This window comes from Glycomyces endophyticus, from assembly GCF_039531525.1.
Taxonomy (GTDB): domain Bacteria; phylum Actinomycetota; class Actinomycetes; order Mycobacteriales; family Micromonosporaceae; genus Glycomyces; species Glycomyces endophyticus.
Genome location: NZ_BAAAQF010000005.1, coordinates 524,732 through 549,816 on the forward strand (window position 1 = coordinate 524,732; position 25,085 = coordinate 549,816).

The 25,085-nt window shown below is 72.1% G+C and carries 18 protein-coding genes; 9 read left to right on the forward strand and 9 right to left on the reverse strand.

Annotated features, from left to right (window positions below):
* Positions 1-84: 84 nt before the first annotated feature.
* Positions 85-1,914, reverse strand: a complete 1,830-nt coding sequence (locus ABD419_RS09150) for an ABC transporter ATP-binding protein (protein ID WP_344485357.1) — start codon at positions 1,912-1,914, stop codon at positions 85-87.
* Positions 1,915-1,916: 2 nt separating this feature from the next.
* Entirely contained in the window at positions 1,917-3,725 is a 1,809-nt protein-coding gene (locus tag ABD419_RS09155; protein WP_344484791.1) for an ABC transporter ATP-binding protein, read from the reverse strand.
* A gap of 93 nt (positions 3,726-3,818) precedes the next feature.
* Here ABD419_RS09155 and ABD419_RS09160 point away from each other — a divergent pair, with 93 nt between their 5' ends.
* The gene (locus ABD419_RS09160) at positions 3,819-4,610 is read left to right on the forward strand and encodes a TetR/AcrR family transcriptional regulator (RefSeq protein ID WP_344484794.1); all 792 of its coding nucleotides are present in this window, start codon (positions 3,819-3,821) and stop codon (positions 4,608-4,610) included.
* 64 nt (positions 4,611-4,674) lie between these two features.
* The gene (locus tag ABD419_RS09165) at positions 4,675-5,295 is read left to right on the forward strand and encodes a VOC family protein (RefSeq protein WP_344484797.1); all 621 of its coding nucleotides are present in this window, start codon (positions 4,675-4,677) and stop codon (positions 5,293-5,295) included.
* 220 nt (positions 5,296-5,515) lie between these two features.
* Here ABD419_RS09165 and ABD419_RS09170 read toward each other — a convergent pair whose 3' ends face one another.
* The 3 genes from ABD419_RS09170 to ABD419_RS09180 form a co-directional block, all read right to left on the reverse strand.
* The gene (locus tag ABD419_RS09170) at positions 5,516-6,469 is read right to left on the reverse strand and encodes an intradiol ring-cleavage dioxygenase (protein ID WP_344484800.1); all 954 of its coding nucleotides are present in this window, start codon (positions 6,467-6,469) and stop codon (positions 5,516-5,518) included.
* Between the two features lie 106 nt (positions 6,470-6,575).
* Complete coding sequence (locus ABD419_RS09175; protein WP_344484803.1) at positions 6,576-7,397, reverse strand: class I SAM-dependent methyltransferase; 822 nt, start codon at positions 7,395-7,397, stop codon at positions 6,576-6,578.
* Positions 7,398-7,437: 40 nt separating this feature from the next.
* Positions 7,438-8,091, reverse strand: coding sequence for a GNAT family N-acetyltransferase (locus tag ABD419_RS09180; protein WP_344484806.1), 654 nt, complete (start codon positions 8,089-8,091; stop codon positions 7,438-7,440).
* A 149-nt stretch (positions 8,092-8,240) separates the two neighbouring features.
* Between ABD419_RS09180 and ABD419_RS09185 the strand changes: the two genes are divergently transcribed.
* Entirely contained in the window at positions 8,241-8,816 is a 576-nt protein-coding gene (locus ABD419_RS09185; RefSeq protein WP_344484809.1) for a DNA-3-methyladenine glycosylase I, read from the forward strand.
* A 36-nt stretch (positions 8,817-8,852) separates the two neighbouring features.
* Here the strand turns inward: ABD419_RS09185 and ABD419_RS09190 are convergent, their stop codons facing one another.
* Entirely contained in the window at positions 8,853-10,391 is a 1,539-nt protein-coding gene (locus ABD419_RS09190) for a carboxylesterase/lipase family protein (RefSeq protein WP_344484812.1), read from the reverse strand.
* Between the two features lie 222 nt (positions 10,392-10,613).
* Positions 10,614-13,874: a phosphodiester glycosidase family protein gene (locus tag ABD419_RS09195; protein ID WP_344484816.1), complete on the reverse strand. Its 3,261-nt coding sequence runs from the start codon at positions 13,872-13,874 to the stop codon at positions 10,614-10,616.
* 283 nt (positions 13,875-14,157) lie between these two features.
* Here ABD419_RS09195 and ABD419_RS09200 point away from each other — a divergent pair, with 283 nt between their 5' ends.
* Genes ABD419_RS09200 through ABD419_RS09210 form a run of 3 tightly spaced genes read left to right on the forward strand, consistent with a single transcriptional unit; the run spans position 14,158 to position 15,582 of the window.
* The gene (locus ABD419_RS09200; RefSeq protein WP_344484819.1) at positions 14,158-14,415 is read left to right on the forward strand and encodes a hypothetical protein; all 258 of its coding nucleotides are present in this window, start codon (positions 14,158-14,160) and stop codon (positions 14,413-14,415) included.
* A gap of 4 nt (positions 14,416-14,419) precedes the next feature.
* A complete protein-coding gene (locus tag ABD419_RS09205) occupies positions 14,420-15,100 on the forward strand; it encodes a hypothetical protein (RefSeq protein ID WP_344484821.1) in 681 nt (226 codons plus the stop codon).
* Positions 15,097-15,582: a hypothetical protein gene (locus ABD419_RS09210; protein WP_344484824.1), complete on the forward strand. Its 486-nt coding sequence runs from the start codon at positions 15,097-15,099 to the stop codon at positions 15,580-15,582. Before ABD419_RS09205 ends, ABD419_RS09210 begins: the two co-directional genes overlap by 4 nt.
* Here ABD419_RS09210 and ABD419_RS09215 read toward each other — a convergent pair whose 3' ends face one another.
* Both ABD419_RS09215 and ABD419_RS09220 read right to left on the reverse strand, forming a co-directional pair.
* Positions 15,583-16,716, reverse strand: coding sequence for a low temperature requirement protein A (locus ABD419_RS09215; protein WP_344484827.1), 1,134 nt, complete (start codon positions 16,714-16,716; stop codon positions 15,583-15,585).
* Between the two features lie 43 nt (positions 16,717-16,759).
* Positions 16,760-17,788, reverse strand: coding sequence for a LacI family DNA-binding transcriptional regulator (locus ABD419_RS09220; protein WP_344484830.1), 1,029 nt, complete (start codon positions 17,786-17,788; stop codon positions 16,760-16,762).
* Between the two features lie 261 nt (positions 17,789-18,049).
* Here ABD419_RS09220 and ABD419_RS09225 point away from each other — a divergent pair, with 261 nt between their 5' ends.
* The 3 genes from ABD419_RS09225 to ABD419_RS09235 all read left to right on the forward strand — a co-directional run bounded on the left by ABD419_RS09225 (position 18,050) and on the right by ABD419_RS09235 (position 25,081).
* A complete protein-coding gene (locus ABD419_RS09225; protein WP_344484833.1) occupies positions 18,050-22,129 on the forward strand; it encodes an Ig-like domain-containing protein in 4,080 nt (1,359 codons plus the stop codon).
* A 26-nt stretch (positions 22,130-22,155) separates the two neighbouring features.
* A complete protein-coding gene (locus ABD419_RS09230) occupies positions 22,156-23,631 on the forward strand; it encodes a family 43 glycosylhydrolase (RefSeq protein ID WP_344484836.1) in 1,476 nt (491 codons plus the stop codon).
* 169 nt (positions 23,632-23,800) lie between these two features.
* On the forward strand, positions 23,801-25,081 hold the full coding sequence (locus ABD419_RS09235) for an ABC transporter substrate-binding protein (RefSeq protein ID WP_344484839.1): 1,281 nt from the start codon (positions 23,801-23,803) through the stop codon (positions 25,079-25,081).
* Positions 25,082-25,085 lie beyond the last annotated feature (4 nt).

Below are 25,085 nucleotides of genomic sequence, written 5' to 3' on the forward strand. Positions count from 1 at the left end.
GGCGCCCCGGGTCATCGCCCCGGGGCGCCGTCGGTTTCTTCGGGGCCTGGTTTCCTAGTTCCTCGCTCCGAACCTCGTGGTACGTCAGGCGCGCGCGGACGCTTCCTCCTCCTCGACCGCGGGCTGGGCGAACTGGGCCTCGTAGAGCCGCGCGTACGCGCCTCCGGATGCCAGCAGCTTCTCGTGGGGGCCCTGCTCGACCACGGAGCCGTGCTCCATCACCACGATCACGTCGGCGTCGCGGATCGTCGAGAGCCGGTGGGCGATGACGAAACTCGTGCGGCCCTGCCGCAGCGCGACCATGCCCTGCTGGACGAGCATCTCCGTGCGGGTGTCCACCGAGCTGGTCGCCTCGTCGAGGATGAGGATCGACGGGTCGATCAGGAACGCCCGCGCGATCGTCACCAGTTGCCGCTCGCCCGCGCTCAGACCGCCCTCGTCTGCGCCGACGATCGTGTCGTAGCCGTCCGGCAGCGTGCGGATGAAGTGGTCGGCGTGCGCCGCGAGCGCCGCTCGCTCGATCTCCTCGCGGGTCGCCTCCGGCTTTCCGTAGGCGATGTTCTCGGCGATCGTGCCCTCGAACAGCCACGTGTCCTGGAGGACCATGCCGATCCGCCGGCGCAGCCGCTCGCGTTCCACCGTGGACACGTCGACGCCGTCGACCGTGATCCGGCCCGCGTCGAGGTCGTAGAAGCGCATGAGGAGGTTCACCAGCGTGGTCTTCCCCGCCCCGGTCGGGCCCACGATCGCGACCGTCTGGCCCGGCTCGGCCTCCAGCCACAGGTGCTCGATGAGGGGCTCGTCGGGCAGGTACTGGAACGACACGTCCTCGAACGCCACCCGGCCCTCGACCGACGCCAGCGCGTCGTCGGCCGACGCCGGCTCGGGGGACTGCTCGTCGGCGTCGAGGAGCTCGAACACACGTTCGCCGGAGGCGACGGCGGACTGGATCTGGCCGAACATCGCCGCGAGCATGTTGAGCGGGTTCGAGAACTGGTTCGTGTACTGGATGAACGCCTGGATCTGCCCGAAGCTCAGCGCCCCGGCCGCGACCTGGAGGCCGCCGACGACGGCGACGAGCACGTACGTGACGAGCCCGAGGAACGCCATCGCGGGGCCGAGGAGGGCCGAGACCCACTGGGCACGGACGGTGTTCTCGTACAGGTCCTCGTTGTAGCGCTTGAAGACCGTCGCGCCCTCGGCGCGGCGGCCGAACAGGGTCACGAGCTGGTGGCCGGTGATCATCTCCTCGACGTGGCCGTTGAGCTTCCCGGTGGTCGCCCACTGGCGGGCGAAGCGGGGGCCGCTGCGCTTGCCGATGACCCGGGCCGCGAGGACCGTGAGCGGCAGCGTGAGGATCACGATGAGGGTGAGCAGCGGGGAGATGGTGAGCATCATGATCGGCACGCCGATCAGGAACAGCACGCCTTGGACGACGCGCTGGGTCACCTGCCCGACGGTCTGCGTCAGGTTGTCGATGTCGTTGGTGACCCGCGACAGGACCTCGCCGCGGGGGCGGGAGTCGAAGTAGGACAGCGGGAGGGCCGCGACCTTCCGGTCGGCCTCTTCGCGGAGGTCGAAGGCCATGTGCTGGGCGAGCTTCGCGATGGTGCGGCCGTTGGAGACCGTGATGGCGAAGGTGGCGACCGCGATCGCGACGGCGAGGCCGAGGATGCGGGCGAGGTCGGCGAAGTCGAGGTCGCCGGCGGCCGCGCCGGCGATGACGTGGTCGGTGGCGCGGCCCAGGACGGTGGGGACGGCGAGCATGCCGGCGACCATGAGGAGGCCGAAGCCGATCACGGACGCGAGGCGCATGCGGTCGCGGCGCATGAGGGCGACGATGCGGCGGGTGGTGCCGCGGAAGTCGTCGGCCTTCTTCAGCGTCGGTGTGCCGGGCAGGCCCGGTCCGCGCATGGTCACAGTGCCTCCTGAAGGGTGAGTTGGGAGTTGACGATCTCGGCGTACACCGGGTTGGTCTCCAACAGCTCCTCGTGGGTGCCGGTGCCGACGACGCGGCCGGCGTCGAGGACGACGATGCGGTCGGCGTCGCGGATGGTCGAGACCCGCTGGGCGACGATGACCTGCGCGGCGTCGGCGATGTCGGTGGCGAGCGCGGCCCGGAGTGCGGCGTCGGTGGCGGTGTCGAGGGCGGAGAACGAGTCGTCGAAGAGGTAGATCCGCGGGTCGGCGACGAGGGTGCGGGCGATGGCGAGGCGCTGGCGCTGGCCGCCGGAGACGGTGGTGCCGCCCTGGCCGATGACGGTGTCGAGGCCGTCGGGCATGTCGCGGACGAAGTCGGCGGCCTGCGCGGTGGCGAGGGCGCGCCAGAGGGTCTGGTCGTCGGCGTCGGGGTTGCCGTAGCGCAGGTTCGAGGCGATGGTGCCGGAGAACAGGTAGGCGCGCTGGGGGACGAGGCCGATGGTGCGGGCGATGAGGGCGCGGTCCATGTCGCGGACGTCGACGCCGTCGACGCGGACGGCGCCGCCGCCGACGTTGAACAGGCGGGGGATGAGGTTGAGGAGGGTGGTCTTGCCGGCGCCGGTGGAGCCGATGACGGCGGTGGTCTGGCCGGGCCGGGCGATGAGGTCGACGCCGCGGAGGACGGCCTCCTCAGCGCCTTCGTAGCGGAAGACGACGCCTTCGACGTCGAGTTCGCCGCGGCCGGGGAGCTCGTGGACGGCGTCGGCGGCGTCGCGGATGCCGGGTTCGGTGTCGAGGACCTCGCGGATGCGGCTCGCGGCGACCTTGGCGCGCGGGGCCATCATGAACACGCCCATGGACATCATGACCGAGCCGAGGATGAGTCCGGCGTAGGTGAGGAAGGCGATGAGGTCGCCGATCTGCATGGTGCCGTCGGCGATGCGGCCGGCCCCGATCCACACGATGGCGATCGAGGTGAGGTTGCTGCTGGCCATGGCGGTGGCGCCGAAGAAGGCCTGGACGCGACCGACGCGCAGGGAGGCGTCGGTGAGCTTGGTGTTGGCCTCGTTGAAGCGGTGCTGCTCGTGCTCGTCGCGGACGAAGGCGCGGATGACGCGGATGCCGGTGATGTGCTCGCGCATGACCTTGTTGATGCCGTCGATGGAGCGCTGCATGGCGCGGCCGGCGGGGATCATCGAGGTGACGATGAAGTAGATGATGAGGGCCATGATTGGGATGGCGGCCAGGAGCACGCCGGTCATGGGGACGTCGAGGGTCAGCGCCAGGGACAGGCCGCCGACGGCGGTGATCGGGGCGACCATGAACAGGGTGAGTCCCATGACGAGCATGGAGACGACCTGGGTGACGTCGTTGGTGGTGCGGGTGATGAGCGAGGGCGCGCCGAAGCGGTCCATCTCGGCGGCGGAGAAGCGCTGGACCTGGGTGAAGAGGTCGGCGCGGAGGTCGCGGCCCAGGCCCATGGCGGCGCGGGCGCCGAAGTAGACGCCGAAGGCGGCGGCGGCGAGCTGGACGACGGTGACGGCGAGCATGAACGCGCCGTGGCGCAGGACGTAGGCGGAGTCGCCGGCCGCGACGCCGTTGTTGATGAGGTCGGCGTTCAGGGTGGGGACGTAGAGGGACGCGAGGGTCTGGACCAGTTGGAAGACCACGGCCAGGAGCAGCGGTGTGCGGTGGGGGCGCAGGTAGTCGGCGAGGAGGCGGAGGATCGACGCCTCCGGTGCGGCCTCCTCGCCGTCATGTGGCGCCGTCTTGCGAGGGGTGTCGGCGGGTCGGTTTCCTGTCATGCCGCCGAGCGTAGCACTCAATTTTGACCGGGTACAACTTTTTTCCCGGGATAATTTTCGGCCGGGTCCACGGACGTCTGGTAGGGTGGAGCGGTGGAACAACGCAGCGGCCTGCGCGAGCGCAAGAAGAACGCCATGTGGGGGCGCCTGAAGGCGACCGCCCTCCAGATGTTCGAGGAGCGCGGCTACGAGAACGTGTCCGTCGCCGAGATCGCCGCCGCCGCGGAGGTCTCCAAGGCCACGGTGTTCAACTACTTCCCGAGCAAGGAAGACCTCGTCATCGGGGGCATGAAGCACCACATCGAGGACCCGGCCAGGGTCGTGCGCGAGCGCGCCCGCGGGAAGACCCCGCACGCGGCCCTGCGCGACCGCTACCTGGAACTGCTCGAGCACCGCGCCCCGCAGACCGGCCTCAGCGACAAGCCGCTGTTCCTCCAGGTCCAGCGCCTCATCTCCGGCACGCCCTCGCTCATGGTCAGCGCCATGGACTACCGGCGCCGCTCCGGCGCGCTGCTGGCGGAGACGCTCATGGACGAGGGCAACCCCAAGCTCACCTCGCGGCTGGTCTCCTCCCAGCTCCTGCACACCCAGCACATCCTCGTCGAGGCCAACGTCCACCTCATCCTGGAGGGGCGGCCGATCTACGAGGTCGCCTCCATGGCCCACTCCGCGGCCGAGCACGCGTTCGGGCTGCTGGAGAACGGCATCGGCGACCTCATGCGCCGCGACACCGAGCCCCCCGCGCCCGACGCGGCCTACTCGCCCGAGGGCTGCCGCATCGGCTACGAGCCCGGTCGCGCCGAGGCCGAGGAGGCGCTCGAACGGTTCCTTGCGCGCCCCGGCGACGACGTCCTGGAGGCCCTGACAGACCCCGGTCGCCGCTGACAGGGACGGTGCGGATTCAGGACGAGGGTTACGGCTGTGGCGCATCCTGACTAGAATCCGGCTCATGTCCTCACTCGACCACCTCGTTCTCGCCACGCCCGACCTGGCCGTCACGGTCAGGGAGGTCACGCGCCTGACCGGGACGCAACCCGTCCCCGGAGGCGCCCACCCGGGCCTGGGCACCAGGAACTTCCTGCTCGGACTCGGTGAGGGCGCCTACCTCGAGATCGTCGGCCCCGACCCGGAGCAGTCGGCCCCCGACAAGTGGCGCCCGTTCGGCATCGACACGCTCACCGAGGCCCGGCTGGTCACCTGGGCCGTGCAGGTCGAGGGCATCGACGACGCGGTGACCGCCTCCCGCGAATCCGGGTACGACCCGGGCGAGCCGTGGGAGATGTCCCGCCAGACCCCCGACGGCGCCACCCTCTCCTGGCGCCTCACGCTCGACCGCGAAGGCCGCCACCGGGGCCCCGTGCCCTTCCTCATCGACTGGGGCGCCACCCCGCACCCGGCCGCCGACCTGCCGATCGTGCCCCTCGTGGGCCTTGAGGCGATTCACCCGCACCCCGAGCGCGTCGAGCCGCACATCGCGGCCGTCGGCGCGAAGCTCCCCATGAAGGCCGGCAACCGCGGCGCCCTCGCCGCCACGCTCTTCGGCGAATCCGGCCTCGTCGTCCTCATCTGAGGCCACGCGCCGAGCGCACGGCCCCTCACCGGCATCGGGCCGCGCGCACGTAAGCCGAACGCCGCGGATCGTTACCGCCCGGTGGTGTGTCGGACCGCTGAGGGAGGCTTGAATATCGGGGGAGCTCGCGCCCCCGCCCATAGGGGTGCCCGCGGCCGGTCGGCGGACCGTGCGCATCAGGGCGGCCGGCGTCGTCGGGCCGAGCGGCAGCGCTCAGGGGTCAGCCCGTCGAGGATTCGGGGGCGCCGCCGGGCGGCGTGCCGCCGCCCTCGGGCGCGCCTCCGCTGCCGGACATGCCGCCGCCGCCCGCCTCGGTCGAGGTGTCGACGCCGACCGGCAGCGCGATCGTGTACCCGGCCGCGACGTCGCCGCTGACGGACGGGAGCTGCGAGGCCCCGCCGTCGTCGCTGAAGATGCCGTCGGTCTCCAGGGAGACCTGCGAGAGGTTCTCCACCGACTGCTCGTAGCCCTCCTCCGCGTACACGGTGTCGCAGGCGTCCTGCGGGAGCGCGATCTGCGAGGTCGCGATCGCATTGGCGCTGTCGGTGATCGAGTCGACGTCCGGGTAGACCTCGAAGTGGATGTGCGGCCAGCGGCCGTCGTAGCAGGCCGGGAAGACACTGGTGAACTTCACGACCCCGTCCGCGTCGGCGACCTGGACGCCGCGCAGGTAGTTCTCGTTCACGATCGCCTCGGAGTACATCGAGTACTCGCCGTCGCGGTTGCAATGCCACAGGTACACGGCCGCGCCCTCGAACCGGGCGTTGTCGTTCGCCATGTCGTAGAGCGTCAGCTCGATGTCGAGCCCCACGCCCTCGGCGGCGGTGGTGCTGTCGCCGAAGCTGGCCCGGATGTCGCTGCGGACCACGCCGCTCTGCTCCAGGATGTCCGGGCCGTTGGAGCCGTCGCCCGGGTACGGCCCGGCCGTCTCCTCCGGGATCTCCGTCAGGTCCTCCGCGGAGGCCGTCGTGCCCGAGCCCGATCCGCTCGAATCGCCGCCGTCCGAGCACGCCGCCAGCCCCAGGGCCGCGGCCCCGGCGCCCGCGAAGAGCACGCCGCGGCGGCTCAGCAGGGTCCCGATGTCGAATTGAAGGCCCTGGTCGACCAGCTCGTCGTCGGGCCTGGTGTACGCGCGGCCCTCGTATGTCGGCGTCACGTCTCGCTTGGCGGTCACTGCCCCACCCCTCTCACCTCGTGGAACCGCCATTGTTCGGGCGGAACCTCCCCCGAGCGCTGGGAGCGGGATCAGAGACGCTTCGGAACCGGCGCGCGGCCGGGAGTCAGCTCCGGCTCGCCTTCACCGAGTACATCAGCGGCGCCCGCGGCGTCCCCTGCGGCTGGCGGAAGCGGCCTTCTGCCTGCTCAAGGGTGCCGAAGTTCTGGAACAGGGTCCAGTCGAACTCGTGCAGGAACTCGATCCGCAGGCCGTTCGCCGCGAGCGCCGAGACGACCGATCCCACCGAGTGCACCCACTCGTAGCTCAGATTGCTCTCAGTCTCGGCCGCGAAGTCGACGTACGTGCCCGGCTCGTCGAGGACCACGGCCTCGCGGCTCAGGTAGTCGCGCTCGAAGCGGGTCCCGGTGTCCCAGTCGAGGACGTTGGAGACCGGGTGGAACTCGGCGAGGTACAGGAACCCGCCGGGCGCGACCAGGGACGCCGCGACCTCCGCCCACCGGTCGATGTCCGGCAGCCACACCAGCGCGCCGATCCCGGTGTAGACGACGTCGAACGTCCGCCCGCCCAGGGCCTCCCGCGCGTCGTACACGTCGGCGGCCACGAACGAGGCCCGGTCCGCGAGCCCCAGCTCGGCGGCGAGGCCGCGCGCGACCTCCACGGCCGGCGCCGAGAAGTCCAGGCCCACGACCTCGGCCGCGCCGCGGCGCGCCCACGAGAGCGTGTCCTGGCCCATGTGGCACTGGAGGTGGACCAGGCGCTTGCCCGTGACGTCGCCGACCTCCTCGGCCTCGAACGCGTTGACGTCGCCGCCGCCGGCCCGGAAGCCGTCCTGGTCGTAGAAGTCGCTCGCCGCGTGGATCGGGACGCGCTCGTCCCACATGGCCCGGTTGGCGTCGCGCCAGCCCTCGTCGGATCGGGTCGTCATGGGCCCACTCTCGCAGCGGGCCCCGGGCCCGGCAACCGATTTAGCCGCGCTTGCTGCGCGCCCCGGGGAAATCGGACACGAAGGACCAGCCCAGGTGCTCGTACAGGGCGCGGCCGTCGTCGCTGGCGACGAGGAGCCCGAACCGCATGCCGAGGGCGTGCGCCGTCGTCGACAGCGCCCGCATCGCGGTCGAGCCGAGGCCGCGGCGCTGGTGGTTCGGGGCGGTCACCACCTTGTCGAACACTCCGAACGCGCCGTCGCGGCCCAGTCGCGCCGAGGCCGCGAGGTCGCCGTTGGCGTGGAAGATCCGGGCCACCGTCAGCGGCCCCTCGGTCTCGACCGCGAGCCGGTACCCGGCGGGCACGGCGTACGCGAGGGGCGCGAACTCGGCGGTCATGAGGTGGCCGCCCTCGTCCATCGTCCAGGTCGAGGGCACGACCGATTGGAGGAGCGCGGAGGGGCCCGCGATCATGACCTGGTTCCCGGGGGTGTCGAGGCGCTGCGCGGTCGCGGCGAGGGAGTCGGGCGTGTAGGTGTGGAAGACCTCGCGGATCTCGGTGCTCGGCGGGCCGACCGCGACGCGGTAGCCGCCCGCGACCGGCTCCGGCTGGGCGGTGGTCCGCGAGTGGGCGCGGCCGCGGCCCCAGGCCATGACGAGGTCGGGGAGGGTGTGGCCGGTGGGCGTGCTGGTCATCGGGGGCTCCTTCGAAGTGGCGGGACAGGGTCGACTCTATTGCAACTATCTTGCAATAAGCCACCGACATTCCGCATCGTGAGCGGGAGCGGCGCGGCCGGGCCTGTCGGTCCCGGCGCGTAGGCTCGCGACGGCCAAGGAGGAGAGCGATGAGCGACGCGGTGACGTCGGCCGAGGACGGCCTGGCGCGGTGCCCCTGGGGCGTCGCCCCGGACATCTACCGGGACTACCACGACCATGAGTGGGGCCGCCCGGTGCGCGGCGACGACGAGCTGTTCGAGCGGGTGAGCCTGGAGGCGTTCCAGTCGGGCCTGTCGTGGCTGATCATCCTGCGCAAGCGCGAGTCGTTCCGCGCGGCGTTCGACGGCTTCCGGATCGCGAAGGTCGCCGAGTACACCGACGACGACGCCGAGCGGCTCCTCGGCGACGCCGGGATCGTGCGCAACCGCTCGAAGATCGCCGCGACCATCGCCAATGCGAAGGCCGCCGCCGAACTCGACGGCGGCCTCTCCGACCTGGTGTGGTCCTTCGCGCCCGAGCGGCGCGAGCGCCCGAAGCGCCTCGCCGACATCGCGGCCGTCACCCCCGAGTCGACCGCGCTGTCGAAGGCCCTCAAGAAGCGCGGCTTCAGGTTCGTCGGCCCGACCACGGCCTACGCCATGATGCAGGCGGTGGGGATGGTCGACGACCACCTGGCCGACTGCCACGTCCCCGAGCGGCCCTAGGACCGGTTGCGACGGGGCGGCCGACCGGTCGGCCCGCTAGCCGACCCGGTTCCAGAAGCCGCAGTGGTGGCCGGCCGCGAGGTCGGTCATGCCCGAGTCCGTGGTGGACAGGACTCGCGCGTTGTCGTCGCGGTAGCGCGGCCAGCCGGGGTCGCCCTCGGCGGCGAACGCGGTCCAGTGGTCGATCATGGCCGCCGACAGCTCGGCCTGCGCCCCCTGCGGCGGTGCGCCCCACGGCGTCGTGAAGAAGTACCCGAGGTCCGCACTGTGGTTGGCGCCCATCGGGAACCCGGGCACCGGCGGCGCGGGCTCGGCGAACTCGTAGGCGTACACGCGCGAGTACCGGGCCGCCGCGTCGAGCGCGGGCAGCTGCGAGCAGATCCCGAGCTGACCCCCGTAGTCGGTGAGCAGGGTCGCGAGCGCGATGCTCGGCGACACGAAGTCGGCGGCGGGGTACCTCGCGAGGATCGCCCCGGCAGTGCGGGCACCGAACATGTCCTCCACGATCTGCGGGTAGGCGTCTGCCGTGACGGGCGTGCCGAACCGGTCGTAGGCGCGGTAGACCATCGAGCGCATCTCGTCGCTCGTGCCGCCCATGAGGAGCGGGACGTCGGCGGCGAGGCCGCGGCGCATGGCCGCGAGCGGTTGCAGCGGCAGCGCCTCGGTCCCGGCCACCGGCGACCACGGCAGGTCCGCGGCCCGGCGCGCCACGGTCACCGGACCGCCGCTGCCGAGGGCGACCAGGTCGGCCGTGTCGGCGTTCCGCAGGCACGCGGCGGTGTCGGTACCGGTGCAGCCCAGCGCCTGCGCGTGTGCGGCACCGCGCCGTTCGGCCTCGTCCGCGGTGAGCAGTGCGTTGCCGCATGGCGCGCTTTGCACGATCGCCTTGTCGAACAGGCCCGCCGCGCCCGGTGCGGCGAGCTGGGCGCACGTGCTGCGCCCGCCCGCGGACTGGCCCCACAGCGTCACGTTGCCGGGGTCGCCGCCGAACGCGCCGATCTCCTCGCGCACCCACGCGAGCGCGGCCTGCTGGTCGGCGAGGCCGAAGTTGCCCGCGTACGGGTCGTCGAGGCCGGGGTGGGCGAGCCAGCCGAGCGCGCCGAGGCGGTAGTTCGGGGCCACCACGATCGCGTCGCCGCGCGCGACGACGGGAGCCGGGTCGTAAGTGGAGCCGGATCCGGAGTCGAGGCCGCCGCCGTGGAGGAACACCAGCACCGGCAGCGGTCCCGTTGCGTCCCTGGGGATGTGGACGTCGAGGTAGAGGCAGTCCTCGTCCCCGGCCACGGTGTCCCCGCTCTGCTGCGGGCACTGTGAGCCGGGCGCTGTCGCGTCGCGGACGCCGTCCCACGGCTCGGCGGGCTCGGTGGCGCGCCAGCGGAGGTCGCCCACGGGCGGCGCGGCGTACGGAATGCCTTCGAAGCTGCGGGAGGCGTCGGTGACGGTGCCGCGCAGGAGGCCCGCGCTCGTCTGGACGAGGCCGGGGTCCTGCGCCTGCGCGGCGGGGGCGGACGCGGTCAGCGCGAGCAGACCGGCCGCCGCGGCGGCGAGGACGCGGGGGAGCAGTGAGCGGTTCATGCGTCCACACTGCTTGCCGCCGAAGCGTTCGCGCCTCGGCGCGGCCGCGTATTCGCGGCTACGCCGAGGCGCGGAGACGTGCTGGGCCGGGCCAGTTCGCTTCGGACCTCCTGGTTCGCTGCGGCACCGGGCCGCCCCGGACGGACCGGGCCCGGCCGCCCGCCACTCGTCGGTTCCCCACGCGGAGGGCCGGACGGGAGCGCGGGTCGCCGGGCCGGACTGTCAGCGGCGGATGTCGACCGTGTCGGTGGCGGCGGTGCCGTTGACCGTGGCCGTCAGCGTCACGGTGCCGGTGCGCCATGCCAGCAGTTCGCGGGTCGCGGGGTCGAACCAGGCGTCGGAGCGGAGCCAGTCGAGGAGGCCGGGCGGGCGCTCGCCGATGTAGACGTTCGTCCCGGTCCAGGCGACGCCCATGGGGTAGACGACCGGCATCGTCGTGTTCCCCTGCGTCAGTTCGGCTCCGACGCTGACCGTGCCGCCGGGGCGGAGGCCGGGGACGTCCACGGTGAGCGCGTCGACTTGGGGGCGGACCTGGGCGGCGAGCCATTCCTCGCCGGTGGCGCCGATCCCGAACTCGGTCCAGCCGATGAAGCCGCCGTCCTCGGGGGTGGTGGACGGGGCCTTCCCGGAGTTGCCGTTGACCCAGTAGGAGACACCGTCGACGCGGGTGGCGTCGAAGTACCCGGCGTGGGCGCCGATGTAGACGGCCTCCTTGCCGCTGCCGGCCTCGAACCCGGTGAGCCACTCCTCGACGACCTCGGCTTCGAGCCGGTCGCTCAACTGGCTGGCGGCCTGGGGGCTCTTGTCGTTCGGCGGGACGTGGGCGACGACGGCGACCGAGTCGACGCCGGGGTCGGCGGCGGCCTCGTCGAGGGCGGTGCGGAGCATGAGGATCTGCTCCCAGCCGCCCTTCCCGATGGTCAGGCCGGAGGTGTCGAGGGTGATGAAGCGGGTGCCGCCCCTGTCGAAGACCTGGTGCGCGGGGCCGAAGACGGCCGACCAGTCGTCGACGCTGCAGCCCATGGCCTCGTGGTTGCCGGGCACGTACACCCAGTCGAGCTCGTCGCCGAGCTCCTCGTCGAGGACGCGATCGGCGAGCGCGAGGTCGTCGCTCTCGCACTCGTCCACCAGGTCCCCGTTGACGATCAGGAACTCCGCGTCGGAGGCCTTGACCTCCTGGAGCGTGCGGCGGGCCGAGGCGACGATGGCGCTGTCGGGGTGCTCGCCGACGAACTGGGCGTCGGACATGACGGCGAAGGTCCAGTCGGCGCCGTCGAGGTCGCCGGCGACGAGCGGGTCGGCGGCGGGTTCGGCCGCGGGGATCTCGACGTCGGGCGCGGTGTAGGCGGTGAGGTCGCTGATGGTGACCGAGCCCTGGTACTGGGCGGTCGCGCGGGTCTCGGCGACGTAGAAGCGGTGCACGGAGACCGGGTAGTTGACGCCGGCGGGGACCTCGAACTCGACCTGCTGCCAGCCGGGCGCGGTGAGGTAGGCGCCGCGCAGCACCACGTCGGTGCCGTTGGCGTCCTTGAGCTGCAGCGAGGGCCACTCGCCGTCGCCCTCGGCGTCGATCCACAGGCTGAACCGCTGCGGCTGGCCCGCGACCGGGATGTTGACCGGGGTGCGGGCGTAGGCGGCGCGGGTGGCGGTGGACTGCGCGAAGTCGTACGTCATCGCGAGTCCGGCATCGCCGTCGTGGCCGGGCGCGGGCGCCATGGAGCCGGTGGCGCGGGCGGTGGAGAACACCCACTGGGCGGCGTCCGCGAAGTCGGCGACGGTGGTCGCCTCCAGGCCCACGGTGACCGCGAGCGCGGTGGTGATCCCGCCGACGGTGAGCTCCACGGTGCCGGAGCCGCCGGTCGCGGCGGTGACGAGGAAGCCGCCGCGGCCGTCGGACTCGACGGTGAGCAGGTCCGCGTCGTAGGACAGGTCGGCGTCGGCGGGGTCGATCGGCGCGGTGAACCCGTCGGCGTCGGCGCCGACGAGCTGGAACGCGGCGGTGGCCCCGGCCTCGGGGAGCGACAGGAGCCGCTGCGAGGGTTCGAGGGCGGCGAGCTCGCCGAGGACCGTGAGCTCGGTGGAGCCGCGCGCGCCGCCGTCCTCGGCGGTGGCCTCGACGGTGCCGGAGCGGTTGCGGGCGTGGAAGACGCCGTCGTCGTCGACCCGGCCGAGGCGGCTCGGGGAGGTCGTCCAGCGCGGGTCGGCGCCGGCGGGGCCGTACGCGTCGTCGTAGGCGGCGGCCGACAGGGGCCGGGTCAGGCCGGGGAAGACGCGGTCGTAGTCGGCGCCCTCGATCGCGCCGGGCGTGAAGGGCGCCTGGGGCGCGACGGCGAACCCGGCGGGGTCGCCGTCGCCGTCGGGCACGGTGAACGCGAGGGCGTTGCCGACGGCGCGCTCGTTCCCGTCGGAGGGCGCGTTGACGGTGACGAGGTCGTCGGTGCCGGGCGCGCGGGCGATGAGGGTGGAGGAGCCGCCGCCGTCGAGGTTGAGGGCGGTGTGCGCGCCCATCGCGAGGAGCTCCTCGGCGGTCTCCTCCAGGGTGTAGCCGCCGCTGGCGGCCTGGCGGCCGTCGACGGTGAGGACGTACAGCTCGGTGCCGTCGGCGGAGACGCCGACGGCGGTGCGCGGGTGGCGGGCCTGGTCGGTCTGGTCGAGGACCGCGCCGTCGGCGATGAGCATCTGGCGGCCGGACACGGCGGTCTCGGGCAGGTCGCCGTCGAGGACGGCGCCGTACTCGATCGCGACGGCGTCGCCGACGGCGAGGGCGGCGAGGGTCTGCGCGGCGGCGTCGCGGCCGACGAGGCTGAGCGCGCCGTCGGCGATCGGGCCCTCCTGGGGCGCACCGGTGACGGCGGTGACGACGCCGTCGACGACCGTCACCTCGGTGACGGGCGCGCCGTCGGCCACGCGGGCGCGGGCGGCGGTTCCCCAGTTCGCGTCGTACACGCCGACGCCGCCGGCGGGCAGCGCGGTCGTGTTGAGGCCGTGGAGGTCCAGCGTCCCGGTGGGAGTGGTCGCGGTGCCGTCGAAGCCGATCGACTCGATCGCGGCGGTCCCGTCGGCGGCGAAGGCGAGCACGTTGGAAGTGCCGGAGGCGGCGGACTTGACGAGTTCGCCGCCGGAGACCGCGACGCCCTCGGCCCCGCCGGTGTCGTTGATGTCGAAGAAGTCCGCGTTGAACGCCAGGACCGCGTCCTCGACGCCCTCCAGCTGCCCGCGCACGGGCTCGGCCGCGGCGACCTGCCCGGGGGAGAGGTAGCGGGGGCTCGCGCCCGCGGTGAGGTCCACGGTGGCCGCGTCGCCGCGGATCCAGCCCTGGTCCTCCCAGCGGTCGAACGAGTCGAGCACGATGCCGGGGGCGATCGGCGTCGAGTCGCCGGCGACGGGCACGGCGGTGCCGGCGTCCTCCTGGGCGCTCGCGGGCGGGGCGGTCGCGAGCGCGGCCGCGAGTGCGGCGGCGGCGATCCACGGGGTCGTTCGCACGTTGGGACCTGGCCTTCGGGGGAGTGCGGGTGCGGGTCCTCCCCAAGATCCCATGAAAACGAGTTACAGGGATAGTCCTCAATATGAAAATAATCGCCAAACTCGCGGCGAACCCCGCCCGACGGCCGCCGCGCCACTCTCCTAACTGGAGTCACTCTCCAATTATGTTCCCTCAACATTCACGGCATTTCAGGGTGAAAACCCTGATCACCGCCGCACTATGCCAAACTGAGATCCACCGGGACCACCCTCGGCACCGCCCTTCCCTCCATGGAGCACGCGCATGTCCTCCCTCGACGACCTCATCGCCAGCATCACCGCCAACAAGGACGCCACCGACGAGCTGACCGCCCGGATCGAGGGCTCGAAGCAGCAGGCCGAGGAGTTACTCGGCCAGGTGACGGCCCTCGGCGCCGAGGGCGTCGCCAACGCCGTCATGGGCGTCAAGGACCGGCTGGAGCAGTCCGCGTCCCAGAACCGCGCCACGTCCCTCCAGCTCGACGAGGCCGCCACCGCCGCCGCGGCCGCCAAACAGGCGTAGCCCCATGAGCCGCCTCTCCGACCTCGCCGCCTTCATCGCCGAGGACAAGCGCGAGGCCGAGTCGCTGGAGTCGGTCCTCCTCGGCAGCCGCGACCTCGCCAACGACCTCCGCGCCGCGTTCGCGGCCTTCGGCGCCGAGCGGAAAACGTTGCAGCTCAACGCCGTCGCCGACCTGCTCGGCGCCGCCCAGAACTCCCGCTGGCTCACCGTCGGCCACCTCGAGGACGCGCTGCTGATCCTCAAAGGCGCCATGACCGGCTCCTACCCCGCTGCGGGCGGCCTCGCGCTCCGCACGGCGCCGGACGGCGTCCGGGTCCTCCTGGGGCGGTACGGGGGCGTCGAGGTGTCGCTGCGGATCGCCGAGGGGTACCGGCCCCGCGTCGCGCGGCTCCGCGAGCGCCTGGGCATGCCGGACGCGCCTCCCCCCGAAGTAGACACCACCGGCGACGACGGACTCCCGAAGCGGGAGCGGCTCACCCGCAAGCTCATCCGCGGCGGCGCCGACGTGCACGCCCAGTTCAAGGACACGGCGAACACGAGCCTCGCCATCGGCGGGCTCGAACGACACGGCGACGACACGCCGCCGGCCACCGGGGAGGGCGTCGCGTCGGTCGTGATCCTGTCGGTGGCCACCCTTGACGGCCTCGCCCGGGCCGCACGACACTGGAGCCGGAGGGCCACATGAACGAACCCGCCACTTTCCGCGCCGCCGTCCGCGCGGTCGCGTTCGGCGACGGCCCGACCGCCCGCCGGATCCACGACGAGCTCGACGAGGCCGCGCACGAGCGGCTGTTCGGGTTCGCCATCGCCGTCATGAGCATCTGCATCGAGCACCGGTTCGCCGGGAACGCCGACCACGACGCGTTCCGCGAGTTCGCGAACGAGATGCGCGAGGACTTCCGCGACTCCGACCCGCCGCTCAAGCCCCTCGCGGTCGAGGTGGTCCTGCGCGGCTTCGCCGGAGAGGAGCACCTGCTCGACGAGATCCCCGTCATGGACCAGATGAACCTCCGGTACCCGCTCATCCGCAAGATCGTCGCCGACTCGCCCGCGCTCCAGGCCGAGTTCGACGACGTCCTCGACCAGGCCGAGCGGATGCTGGAGCGCTGGGCGGACGACGAGGAGGACGACGTCGACCGCCCCGAGGAGCCGTGGGCCCCGCGCTAGTCAGGCGGCCGCGGCCTCCTGCGGGGCGGAGCGGCGGTTGAAGTAGGCGACGAAGCCGGCCACGGACGCGGCGAGGGCGATGACGGTGAACACCGCCGGCAGGCCGGACCCGAAGGCCGCCAGCGCGAGCGGCAGGGCGACGATCGCGAAGCCCCACCAGGCGCGGTTGGCGAGGGCGCACAGCCCCAGGCACATCACGAGCGCGGCGCACAGGAGCCAGCGGTGGAGGCCGGGGAGCGGGTCGGTGGCGTGCTCGGCGGCGGCGCCGAGGCCGAACGCGACCAGGGTGATCGACACGGCGACGACCAGGTGCGCGGGCAGCAGGAACCGCGGCGGGGTCTGGTTCTCCTCGTCGAAGCCGAACCGGAAGTTCAGCCACCACAGGCCGATGAGGAGCCCGAACCCGGTCAGGCCGATCCCGATCTGGCTCCAGCCCCACTCGACCTCGCCGATCGCGCCGATGAGCTGGAGCACGGCCTCGCCGAGCACGATGATGACGAACAGGCCCAGCCGCTCGCCGAGGTGCGAGGCGTGCGGGTCCCACGCCTGGAACACCGGCACCGCCCGCCCGTGCCGCTCGGCGCTGCGGTCCATGCGCTCCTGGAACTCCCGCATCCGCTCGGTGTCGTTGTTGTCCACGATCATCGCGAAGCACAGGGTCATCGCCACGCCCAGCGCCCACAGGGCGAGCTTCCAGTGCGGGTCGCCGACCCAGAACGCGACGATGAACGGCAGCAGGCCGGCGTTGCGCTGCGCGGCCGACCAGCCCTTGACGATCCGCCCGGTCCGGTTCAGCCCCTGCGAGGCGACCCCGCAGGTGTACAGGTACGCGGCCGCGAACACCGCCGAGTGCGCCCCGGTCGCCTCCGGGATCGCCGCGGCCATCGCAGCGAGCCCGACCATGCCCAGCAGCATCGTGCGGGTGTGCGTCCGCTCCGAGGCCACATTGGAGTAGATGGTGAACGAGGTCCACACCAGCCAGATCGCGGTGTACAGCACGAAGAACGCCGCGACGTTCAGCCCGTCGGGGTGGATCAGCAGGTGCGTCAGCTGGGAGACGGCCGCGACGACCACGAGGTCGAAGAACAACTCCAGCCAGGTCGCGTGCCGGTCGGAGGTCATCTGTTCGGTCACGACCGGAGAAGATACTCCCCGAAACCCGGGCCCGGGCGCGAACCTACGCTTCGGGTGCGGTGGAGCCCCGCACGACGACCCGGCACTGGACGGTGCGCACGCCCCGCTCGTGCTCGGCGTCGATCGCCTCGAACAGGGCCCGGGCCGCGCCGCGGCCCAGCTCCTCCAGGTTCATGTCCACACTGGTCAGCTGCGGGCGGGCGCCGGTGGTCATCACCTGCCAGTCGTCGAAGCCCATGACCGCGACGTCCTCGGGGACGCGGCGGCCGCGCTCGCGCAGCGTGTCGAGCACGCCGCGGGCGACCTGGTCCGAGCCGCACAGGACCGCGTCCACCTCCGGCTCGCGGTCCAGGAGCATCGAGGCCGCCGCGCGGCCCCAGCCCTCCTCCCACGTGCCGTACGCGACCTCGCCGACCAGCGACAGCCCGGCGTCGCCGAGGGCGGCGAGCGCGCCGGTGACGCGGTCGCGCGCCGCGGAGTACCCCGGGTGGCCCGAGATGTGCGCGATCCTGGTGCGGCCGCAGGCGATCAGGTGCTCCACGGCCATCCGTCCGGCGCCCACGTTGTCGGGCACGATCGAGAGGTCCTCGGGGTCCTCCGACGGCGCGTAGGCGTACACGACCGGCACGTCGACGGCTGCGGCGAGCGGCGGGCGCGGGTCGGTCGAGGAGCCCACCACGATGAGCCCGTCGACGCGGCGGCTGAGCAGTGCCTGCACGTGGTGGCGCTCGCGGATCGCGTCGCCGCGGGCGTCGCACAGGAACACCGACATCTCACCGGCCCCGAACGCGTCCTCGGCGCCCATGAGGATCGGGAGGCTGAAGCGGCCCACCAGGTCTGAGGTAAGCAGGCCCACCGTCCCGGTCCGCCCGGCGAGGAGCCCGCGCGCGAGCGAGTTGGGGGAGAACGACAGCTGCGCGGCCGCCTCCATGACCCGCTCGCGGGTGGCGGCGCTGACGTGGTTGCGGCCGTTGAGGGCCTTGGAGGCGGTCGCCACCGAGACGCCCGCCAGCCGCGCCACGTCGGTCAGCGTGGCGGCGCGCGCGCCGCGCGGTGCCGGGGGTCGGGCCACCTGGTCCTCCTTCTGCGGTCCCGGCCGCGACCGGCCGGAACGGATCGACTGTAGCCGACGGCCCGAAACACCGCCAACACCGCTTTCGGTCACACTGCCGCAGGTCCCCGCCGTTGATATCGAATTACTTCAATTCATGCATTGACAGGCCACCGATGAGACCCATAACATCGTGTCGACGGCGTTCCGAAAAGGTTTTCGGAGGCTTTCGGTCTTCCGGTCCCCTTCACCCGGCACACCACAAGCGCACGGAGGCACGCGATGCAGCAACGCCCCCCGTCCACCCGACTCCTCGCCACCGCGGCCGCGACCGCGCTCGCCGCGGGCCTCCTCGTCATCGGCGCGCTCCCCGCCGCGGCCCAGCAGACCATCGGCTACCCCGAGTTCACCGGCGGCGACGCCGTCCCCGACGAACCCGTCCCCTACGACCTCGACGGCATGATGCCCGCGATGTACGAGGAGGAGCTCGACGGCGGCGCCGGCACCGACTTCTGGATGGACCGACTCCTCGCCCGCGAAGGCGTCGACCCCGCCGGCGACCAGTGGCTCATGACCCGCGGCCGGGCCCTCCTCATGCGCGTCCACGACCCCGACGTCATCGGCTTCGGCGGCCAGATCGCCTACTACGACCCCACCTTCGACCGCGCCTCGAACACCGACGGCTTCACCGTCGAGGTCGGCGACGGCGGCCTCACCGAGGACGTCGGCCGGCGCCGCCAGACCCCCAGCCACTGGACCTCCGTCCACACCGGCGGCGCCCTCACCGTCGAGGTCCAGAAGTTCATCACCCACAACAACACCGCGGTCGCCAACCTCACCGTGACCAACGGCGGCCCCGACGCCACCGTCCCCCTCCGCGTCGAGTCCGACCTCGCCTGGACCGCCGACGGCGACGAGCTCACCGGCGTCCTCGACGTCCAGAACTCCCGCCTCGAACGCCTCACCACCGTCTTCCCGCGCCTCTCCGGCACCGGCCTCGCCCCCGACGACGGCGCCCTCACCGGCGAACTCGAACTCGCCCAGGGCGAATCGGCCACCGTCAAGATCCAGCTCGGCATGATCGCCGAGGAGATCCCCGAGTCCGCGACCGAGTACGAGGCCTACCGCGGCGCCGAGCCCGCGGCCGCCTTCGCCACCCACGTCCAGGCCTACAACCGGTGGTGGGCCGACAACCTCCCCTACTTCGACGTCCCCGACGAGGCCCACAAGAAGTTCATCTACTACCGCTGGTGGCTGATGCGCTACAACTACCTCGACGCCGACATCCCCGGGAACGACTTCCAGTTCCCCACCTCCATCGAGGGCGTCACCGGGTACAACAACGCCATCGCGCTCACCGTCCCGATGTTCATCGACGACCTCAAGTACCTGCGCGACCCCGCCTACTCCTACGGCCCCTGGGTCTCCACCGGCGAGTCCTCCGAGGGCGGCCGCTTCATGGACAACCCCGGCGACCCCGAGAACTGGTCGAACTCCTACACCCAGTACATCGCCGAGGCCGCCTGGCGCTCCTACCAGGTCCACGGCGGGCCCGCCGAGATCGCCGAGCAGCTCGCCCGCTACGCCGAAGGCGACGTCAAGGGCCAGCTCGACACCTTCGACTCCAACGGCAACCACCTGATCGAGTACGACTGGGGCGCCATGACCGGCAACGACGCCGACGCCGTCTCCTTCCACTGGCGCGACGGCGACCTCGACCGCGCCGAGTCCGCCTACCAGTACTCCGGCGCCCTCGCCGCCGCCGAGGCCTACGAACTCGCCGGGAACGCCGCCAAGGCCGACGAGATGCGCACCCTCGCCGAAGACATCCGCACCGCCATCACCGACGTCCTCTGGAACCCCGACACCCAGCTCTTCGAGCACGTCCACGTCGCCTCCGGCGACCACGTGCCGTGGAAGGAGATCAACAACTACTACCCCTTCAGCGTCGGCGCCGTCCCGAACGAGGCGCCGTACACCGACGCGCTCCGCCTCTTCGACGACCCCGAGCAGTACCCCGTCTTCCCCTTCTACACCGCCAACCAGGCCGACAAGGCCGAGGCCGCCGAGCAAGGGAACCCCGGCTCCAACAACTTCTCCCAGATCAACTCCACCGTCCAGTTCAGACTCTTCTCCTCCGTCCTGCGCGATTACGACCAGGACGCCGTCACCGCCGAGGACTACAAGCAGCTCCTGTACTGGAACGCCTGGTCCACCTACATCGGCGGCGACACCGCCTGGCCCGACTCCAACGAGTTCTGGGCCGACTGGGACGGCGAGGAGATCGACTACCGCTCCTGGATCCACCACACCACCCTCGGCTCCAGCATCTGGACCTACGTCGAGGACGTCGCCGGCCTGCGCCCCCGCACCGACGACAGGATCGAGCTCGCCCCGATCGACATCGGCTGGGACCACTTCACCGTCAACGACCTCCGCCACCGCGACTCGGACCTCACGATCGTCTGGGACGAGCCCGGCGACGGGACCGACCACTACCCCGGCGCCCCCGAGGGCTACTCCGTCTACATCGACGGCGTCCGCGCCTTCACCCTCGACAGCCTCGTCCCCGCCGTCTGGGACCCCGACACCGGCCGCGTCCAGCTCACCGAGGGCGGCTGCGTCCTCAAGAGCCGCAAGATGAAGCACCTCTCCGAACCCCAGGACGTCGCACTCGACGGCCGCGTCGTCGACGTCTTCGCCAAGGCCGGCGCCGACCTCACCGGCGACGCCGAGAACCTCGCCGAAGGACGCCCCGCCACCGCCTCGCACACCGCCCCCGGATCCACCGTGGACGGCGCCGTCGACGGCACCACGATCAACGCCCCCGTCTGGTCCAGCGCCGGCTCCGGCGCGGACGCCGACTGGTACGAGGTCGACCTCGGCGGCGACGTCGAGATCGACGAGCTCCGCCTCTACTTCTACCGCGACAGGACCGCCGGCGGCCTCGCCGAACCCGCCGTCTACCAGGTCCAGTACCACGACGGCACCGACTGGGTCACCGCCCCGGACCAGGCCAAGACCCCCGCGATCCCGCGCGCCAACTACAACCGGGTGCAGTTCCCCGAGATCACCACCGACCGCGTCCGCGTCCTCCTCGACCACCAGGACGGGCACGCCACCGGGCTCAAGGAGATCCAGGTCCTGCGCACCGGCCACGACGCCGACCCGCCGGACAACACCGCGCCCTACGCGCTGGCCCGGCAGGACCTCGCCTTCCGCCAGCCCATGCAGGCCCTGCTCACCGGCACGGTCAAAGACGACGGCCTCCCCCTCGACGGCGCGCTGACCGCGTCGTGGGCGGCCGTCGACGGGCCCGGCGCGGTCGTCTTCGAGGACCCGACCGCGTCGAGCACCGTCGCCACCTTCACCGAGCCCGGCGCCTACACGCTGGAGCTCACCGCCGCCGACGGACAGGCCGCCACCTCCTCCACAGTGGAAATCCTGGTGGCCGAACCCGACGACCGCGCCAACGCCGCCCTGTTCGCGACCCCCACGGCCTCCTACACCTCGCCATGGGAGCACACCACCGCGATCAACGACGGCGTCGACCCGCCCCGCTCCAACGACGGCGCCAACCCTCGCTGGGGCACCTGGCCCCAGCAGGGCGAGCAGTGGGTCCAGCTCGAATGGGACGCCCCGGTCCGCCTCGACGCCGCCGACATGTACTTCTTCGACGACGGCGGCGGCGTCCTCGCCCCCGCCTCCTGGAAGATCCAGTACCGCGACGGCGACCAGTGGACCGACGTGAACCCCCAGGGCCCCTACGGGACCGAGACCGACCGGTACAACGAGGTCGCCTTCGACCCCGTCACCACCACCGCCGTGCGCGCGGTCCTCCAGAGCGGCGGCGCCTCCGTCGGCGTCCTCGAATGGAAGGTCTTCGCCGAAGCGCCCGAACAGGTCCGCGCCGCCCATCAGCCGACCACCGCCGGCGCGGTGCCCGACCTCCCCGGGACCGTGACCTGCGTATACGGCGACGGCACCCGCCTCGACCTCCCGGTCGTGTGGGGTCCGCTCACCGAGGACGACGTCTCGCAGCCCGCCACCGCGGTCGAGGTCGCCGGACTCGTCACCGGCCTCGCCCTCCCCGCCACCGCCACCGTCCACGTCAGACTCACCGACCAGGTCGAGATCACCGCGCTCGAAGCCGAGGCGGCCACCACCCGCGCCGGCACCGCGCCGCACCTCCCGGCCACCGTCACCGCCGTCTACAACGACGGCTCCAAGGACAACGTCTCGACCGCGGTCACCTGGGACCCCGTGGATCCCTCGCAGTACGCCGCACCGGGCGCCTTCACCGTCCAGGGCACGATCGCGGGCACCTCGCTGCGCGCCCAGGCCCACGTCACCGTCACCTGATCTCCCACCGGCACGAGGAGAACACCATGAACCGCACCGCAGTCCGCAACCCCGCCTTCCGAAGAGCGTTCGCCGCCGCGCTCGCCGCGGCCCTGGCCTGGACCTGCCTCCAGATCGCGACCCCGGCCCAGGCCCAGACCGCGAACGTCGCCCGCTCGGCGACCCCCTCCGCCTCCTACACCTCCTCGTGGGAGTCGGTGGCGGCGATCAACGACGGCGTCGAGCCGCCCGGCTCCAACGACACCGTCAACCCGCGCTGGGGCACCTGGCCCCAGACGGGATCGCAATGGGTGCAGCTGACCTGGGCCGCCCCCGTCACCGTGTCCTCATCAGACCTCTACTTCTTCGACGACTCCTACAACTCCGGTCCCGGCGGCGTCCGCGTCCCCGCGAGCTGGCGCATCGAGTACCTGAACAACGGCACCTGGACCGCCGTCGCCGGCGCGAGCGGCTACGGCACCGCCGCGAACGCCTACAACCACACGAACTTCACCGCCGTCACCACCACCGCCGTGCGCGCGGTCCTCCAGAGCGGGGCCGCCTCCGTCGGCGTCCTCGAATGGAAGGTCTGGGGCTCCGGCTCCTCCACGCAGACCGGCAACCCGATCGTGCGGAGCATCTACACCGCCGACCCGGCGACGCTCGTCGTCGGCAACACGATGTACGTCTTCGCCGGCCGCGACGAGGCCGCCGCGAACCAGCAGGCGTTCGTGATGGACGAGTGGCACGCCTTCTCCTCCACCGCACCCGCCAGCAACACCTCCGCGTGGACCTCCCACGGCGCGCGCCTGTCGCTCTCGACGTTCGCCTGGGCCGGCGCCAACGCATGGGCGTCCGAAGTGGTCAGAGGGCCGGACGGCCGCTACTACTGGTTCGTCTCCGTCGACGGGAACACCGACAATGGCTGGATGAACATCGGCGTGGCCGTCTCGGACAACCCGCTCGGCCCGTACGTCGACGCCATCGGCGCCCCGCTGATCTCCGACTCGACCCCGAACTCCTCGGCGCTCAACATCGACCCGACCGTGTTCATCGACGACGACGGCCAGATCTACCTCTACTGGGGCTCGTACTGGCAGCCGCGCATGGCGCGGCTCAACCAGAACATGACCTCCCTCGCGAGCGCGGTCACGACCCCGACGGGCCTGACCGAGTTCTGGGAGGCCCCCTGGATGTTCAAGCGCAACGGCGTCTACTACATGGCCTACGCCTCCAACGGCGGCTCCGGCTGCGTCACCAGCTCGTCCTACGCCTGCATCCGGTACGCGACCGCCTCGAACCCGGCCGGGCCCTGGACGCACCGCGGCGTGGTCCTCGGCCAGGTCACCTCCACCACCAACCACCCCGCGATCGAGCAGTTCAACGGCCAGTGGTGGATGGTCTACCACACCGCCGACGCCCCCGGCGGCGGCAACTTCCGCCGCTCTGTGGCGATCGATCCGCTCTACTTCAACGCCGACGGCACGATCCAGCAGGTCGTCCAGACCAGGGGACCCGCCTGATGGACCCGCACCGTCGCACCGCACTTCGCCTGGGCGCCTTCGCGTCCGTGGCCCCCGCCGGGCTCCTGCACCAGGGCCCGGCGGGGGCCGCCCCGCGCACCCGCACCACCGGCGGCGGCAGCGGCCGTCCGCCCCGACCCCTTGATCCCCTGCAGTTGAGGAGCAGCCCATGAGATTCCCGAAACGCCGCGCCGCGGCGGTCCTCGCCGCCGCCACGGCACTGGTCGCCACCGCCTGCAACGGCGGCGGCGGAGGCGGCGACCAGGAGGTCGTCCTCGAAGGCGTCGACGACGGCACCACGCTGACCATGTGGACCCGCGCCGCCACCGAGGCCCAGTCGCAGGCGCTCGTGGACGCCTACAACGCGAGCCACGAGAACCAGATCGAGCTCACGGTGATCCCCACCGACGACTACCAGACCCGCGTCGGCACCGCCGCGGGCAACCAGGAGCTGCCCGACCTGTTCGCCCTCGACGTGGTCTTCGCCCCCAACTTCACCACCGCCGGGGCCTACCTCGACATCACCGACCGCATCGAGGCACTCGACTTCGCCGACGCCCTCGCCCCGTCCCACCTCGACGTCGGCACGGTCGACGGCGCGAAGTACCTCGTGCCGCACACCCTCGACCTCTCGGTCCTGTTCTACAACAAGGACCTCTACGCCCAGGCGGGCCTCGACCCCGAGGCCCCGCCGACGACCCTCGCCGAGTTCGACGCCCACGCCCGCGCCGTGGACGCCCTCGGCGGCGACGTCGAGGGCACCTTCTTCGGCGGCAACTGCGGCGGCTGCTTCGTCTTCACCTGGTGGCCCACGATCTGGGCCTCCGGCGCCGAGGTCATGAACGAGGACGGCACGGAGTCCCTTCTGGACTCCGCGGAGGCCCAGGAGGTCTACGCGACGTACCGCGGTCTCGTCGAGGACGGGGCCGTCGCCGCCGGCCACGCCGAGGAGACCGGCGCGACCTGGGTGTCGTACTTCCCCGAGGGGAACATCGGGGTCATGCCGATGCCCTCGACGATGCTCGGCCTCATGCCCGCGGACCTGAACGTCGGCGTCGCCCCCATCCCGGGCATCGACGGCGGCGAGTCGACCTTCGTGGGCGGCGACTCCATCGGCATCAGCGCCAACTCCGAGCACGCCAACCAGGCGTGGGACTTCCTGCGCTGGAGCCTGGAGGAGGAGCAGCAGGTCGAGCTCCTCGCCGCCAACGGCGACGTCATGGCCCGCACCGACCTCGCCGACAACCAGTACTACGCCGAGAACCCGAACGCCGTCGTCATGAACGACCTCGTCCAGGTCGGCCGGACCCCGTACTCGCTCAACTTCGGGCAGACCTTCAACGACCCGCAGGGCCCCTGGCTCCCGCTGGTGCGCGGCGCCGTCTACGGCGACCCGGGCGCCGACCTGAGCGCCCTCAACGACGACGTGACGGCCTCGCTGGGCAGTTAGGAAC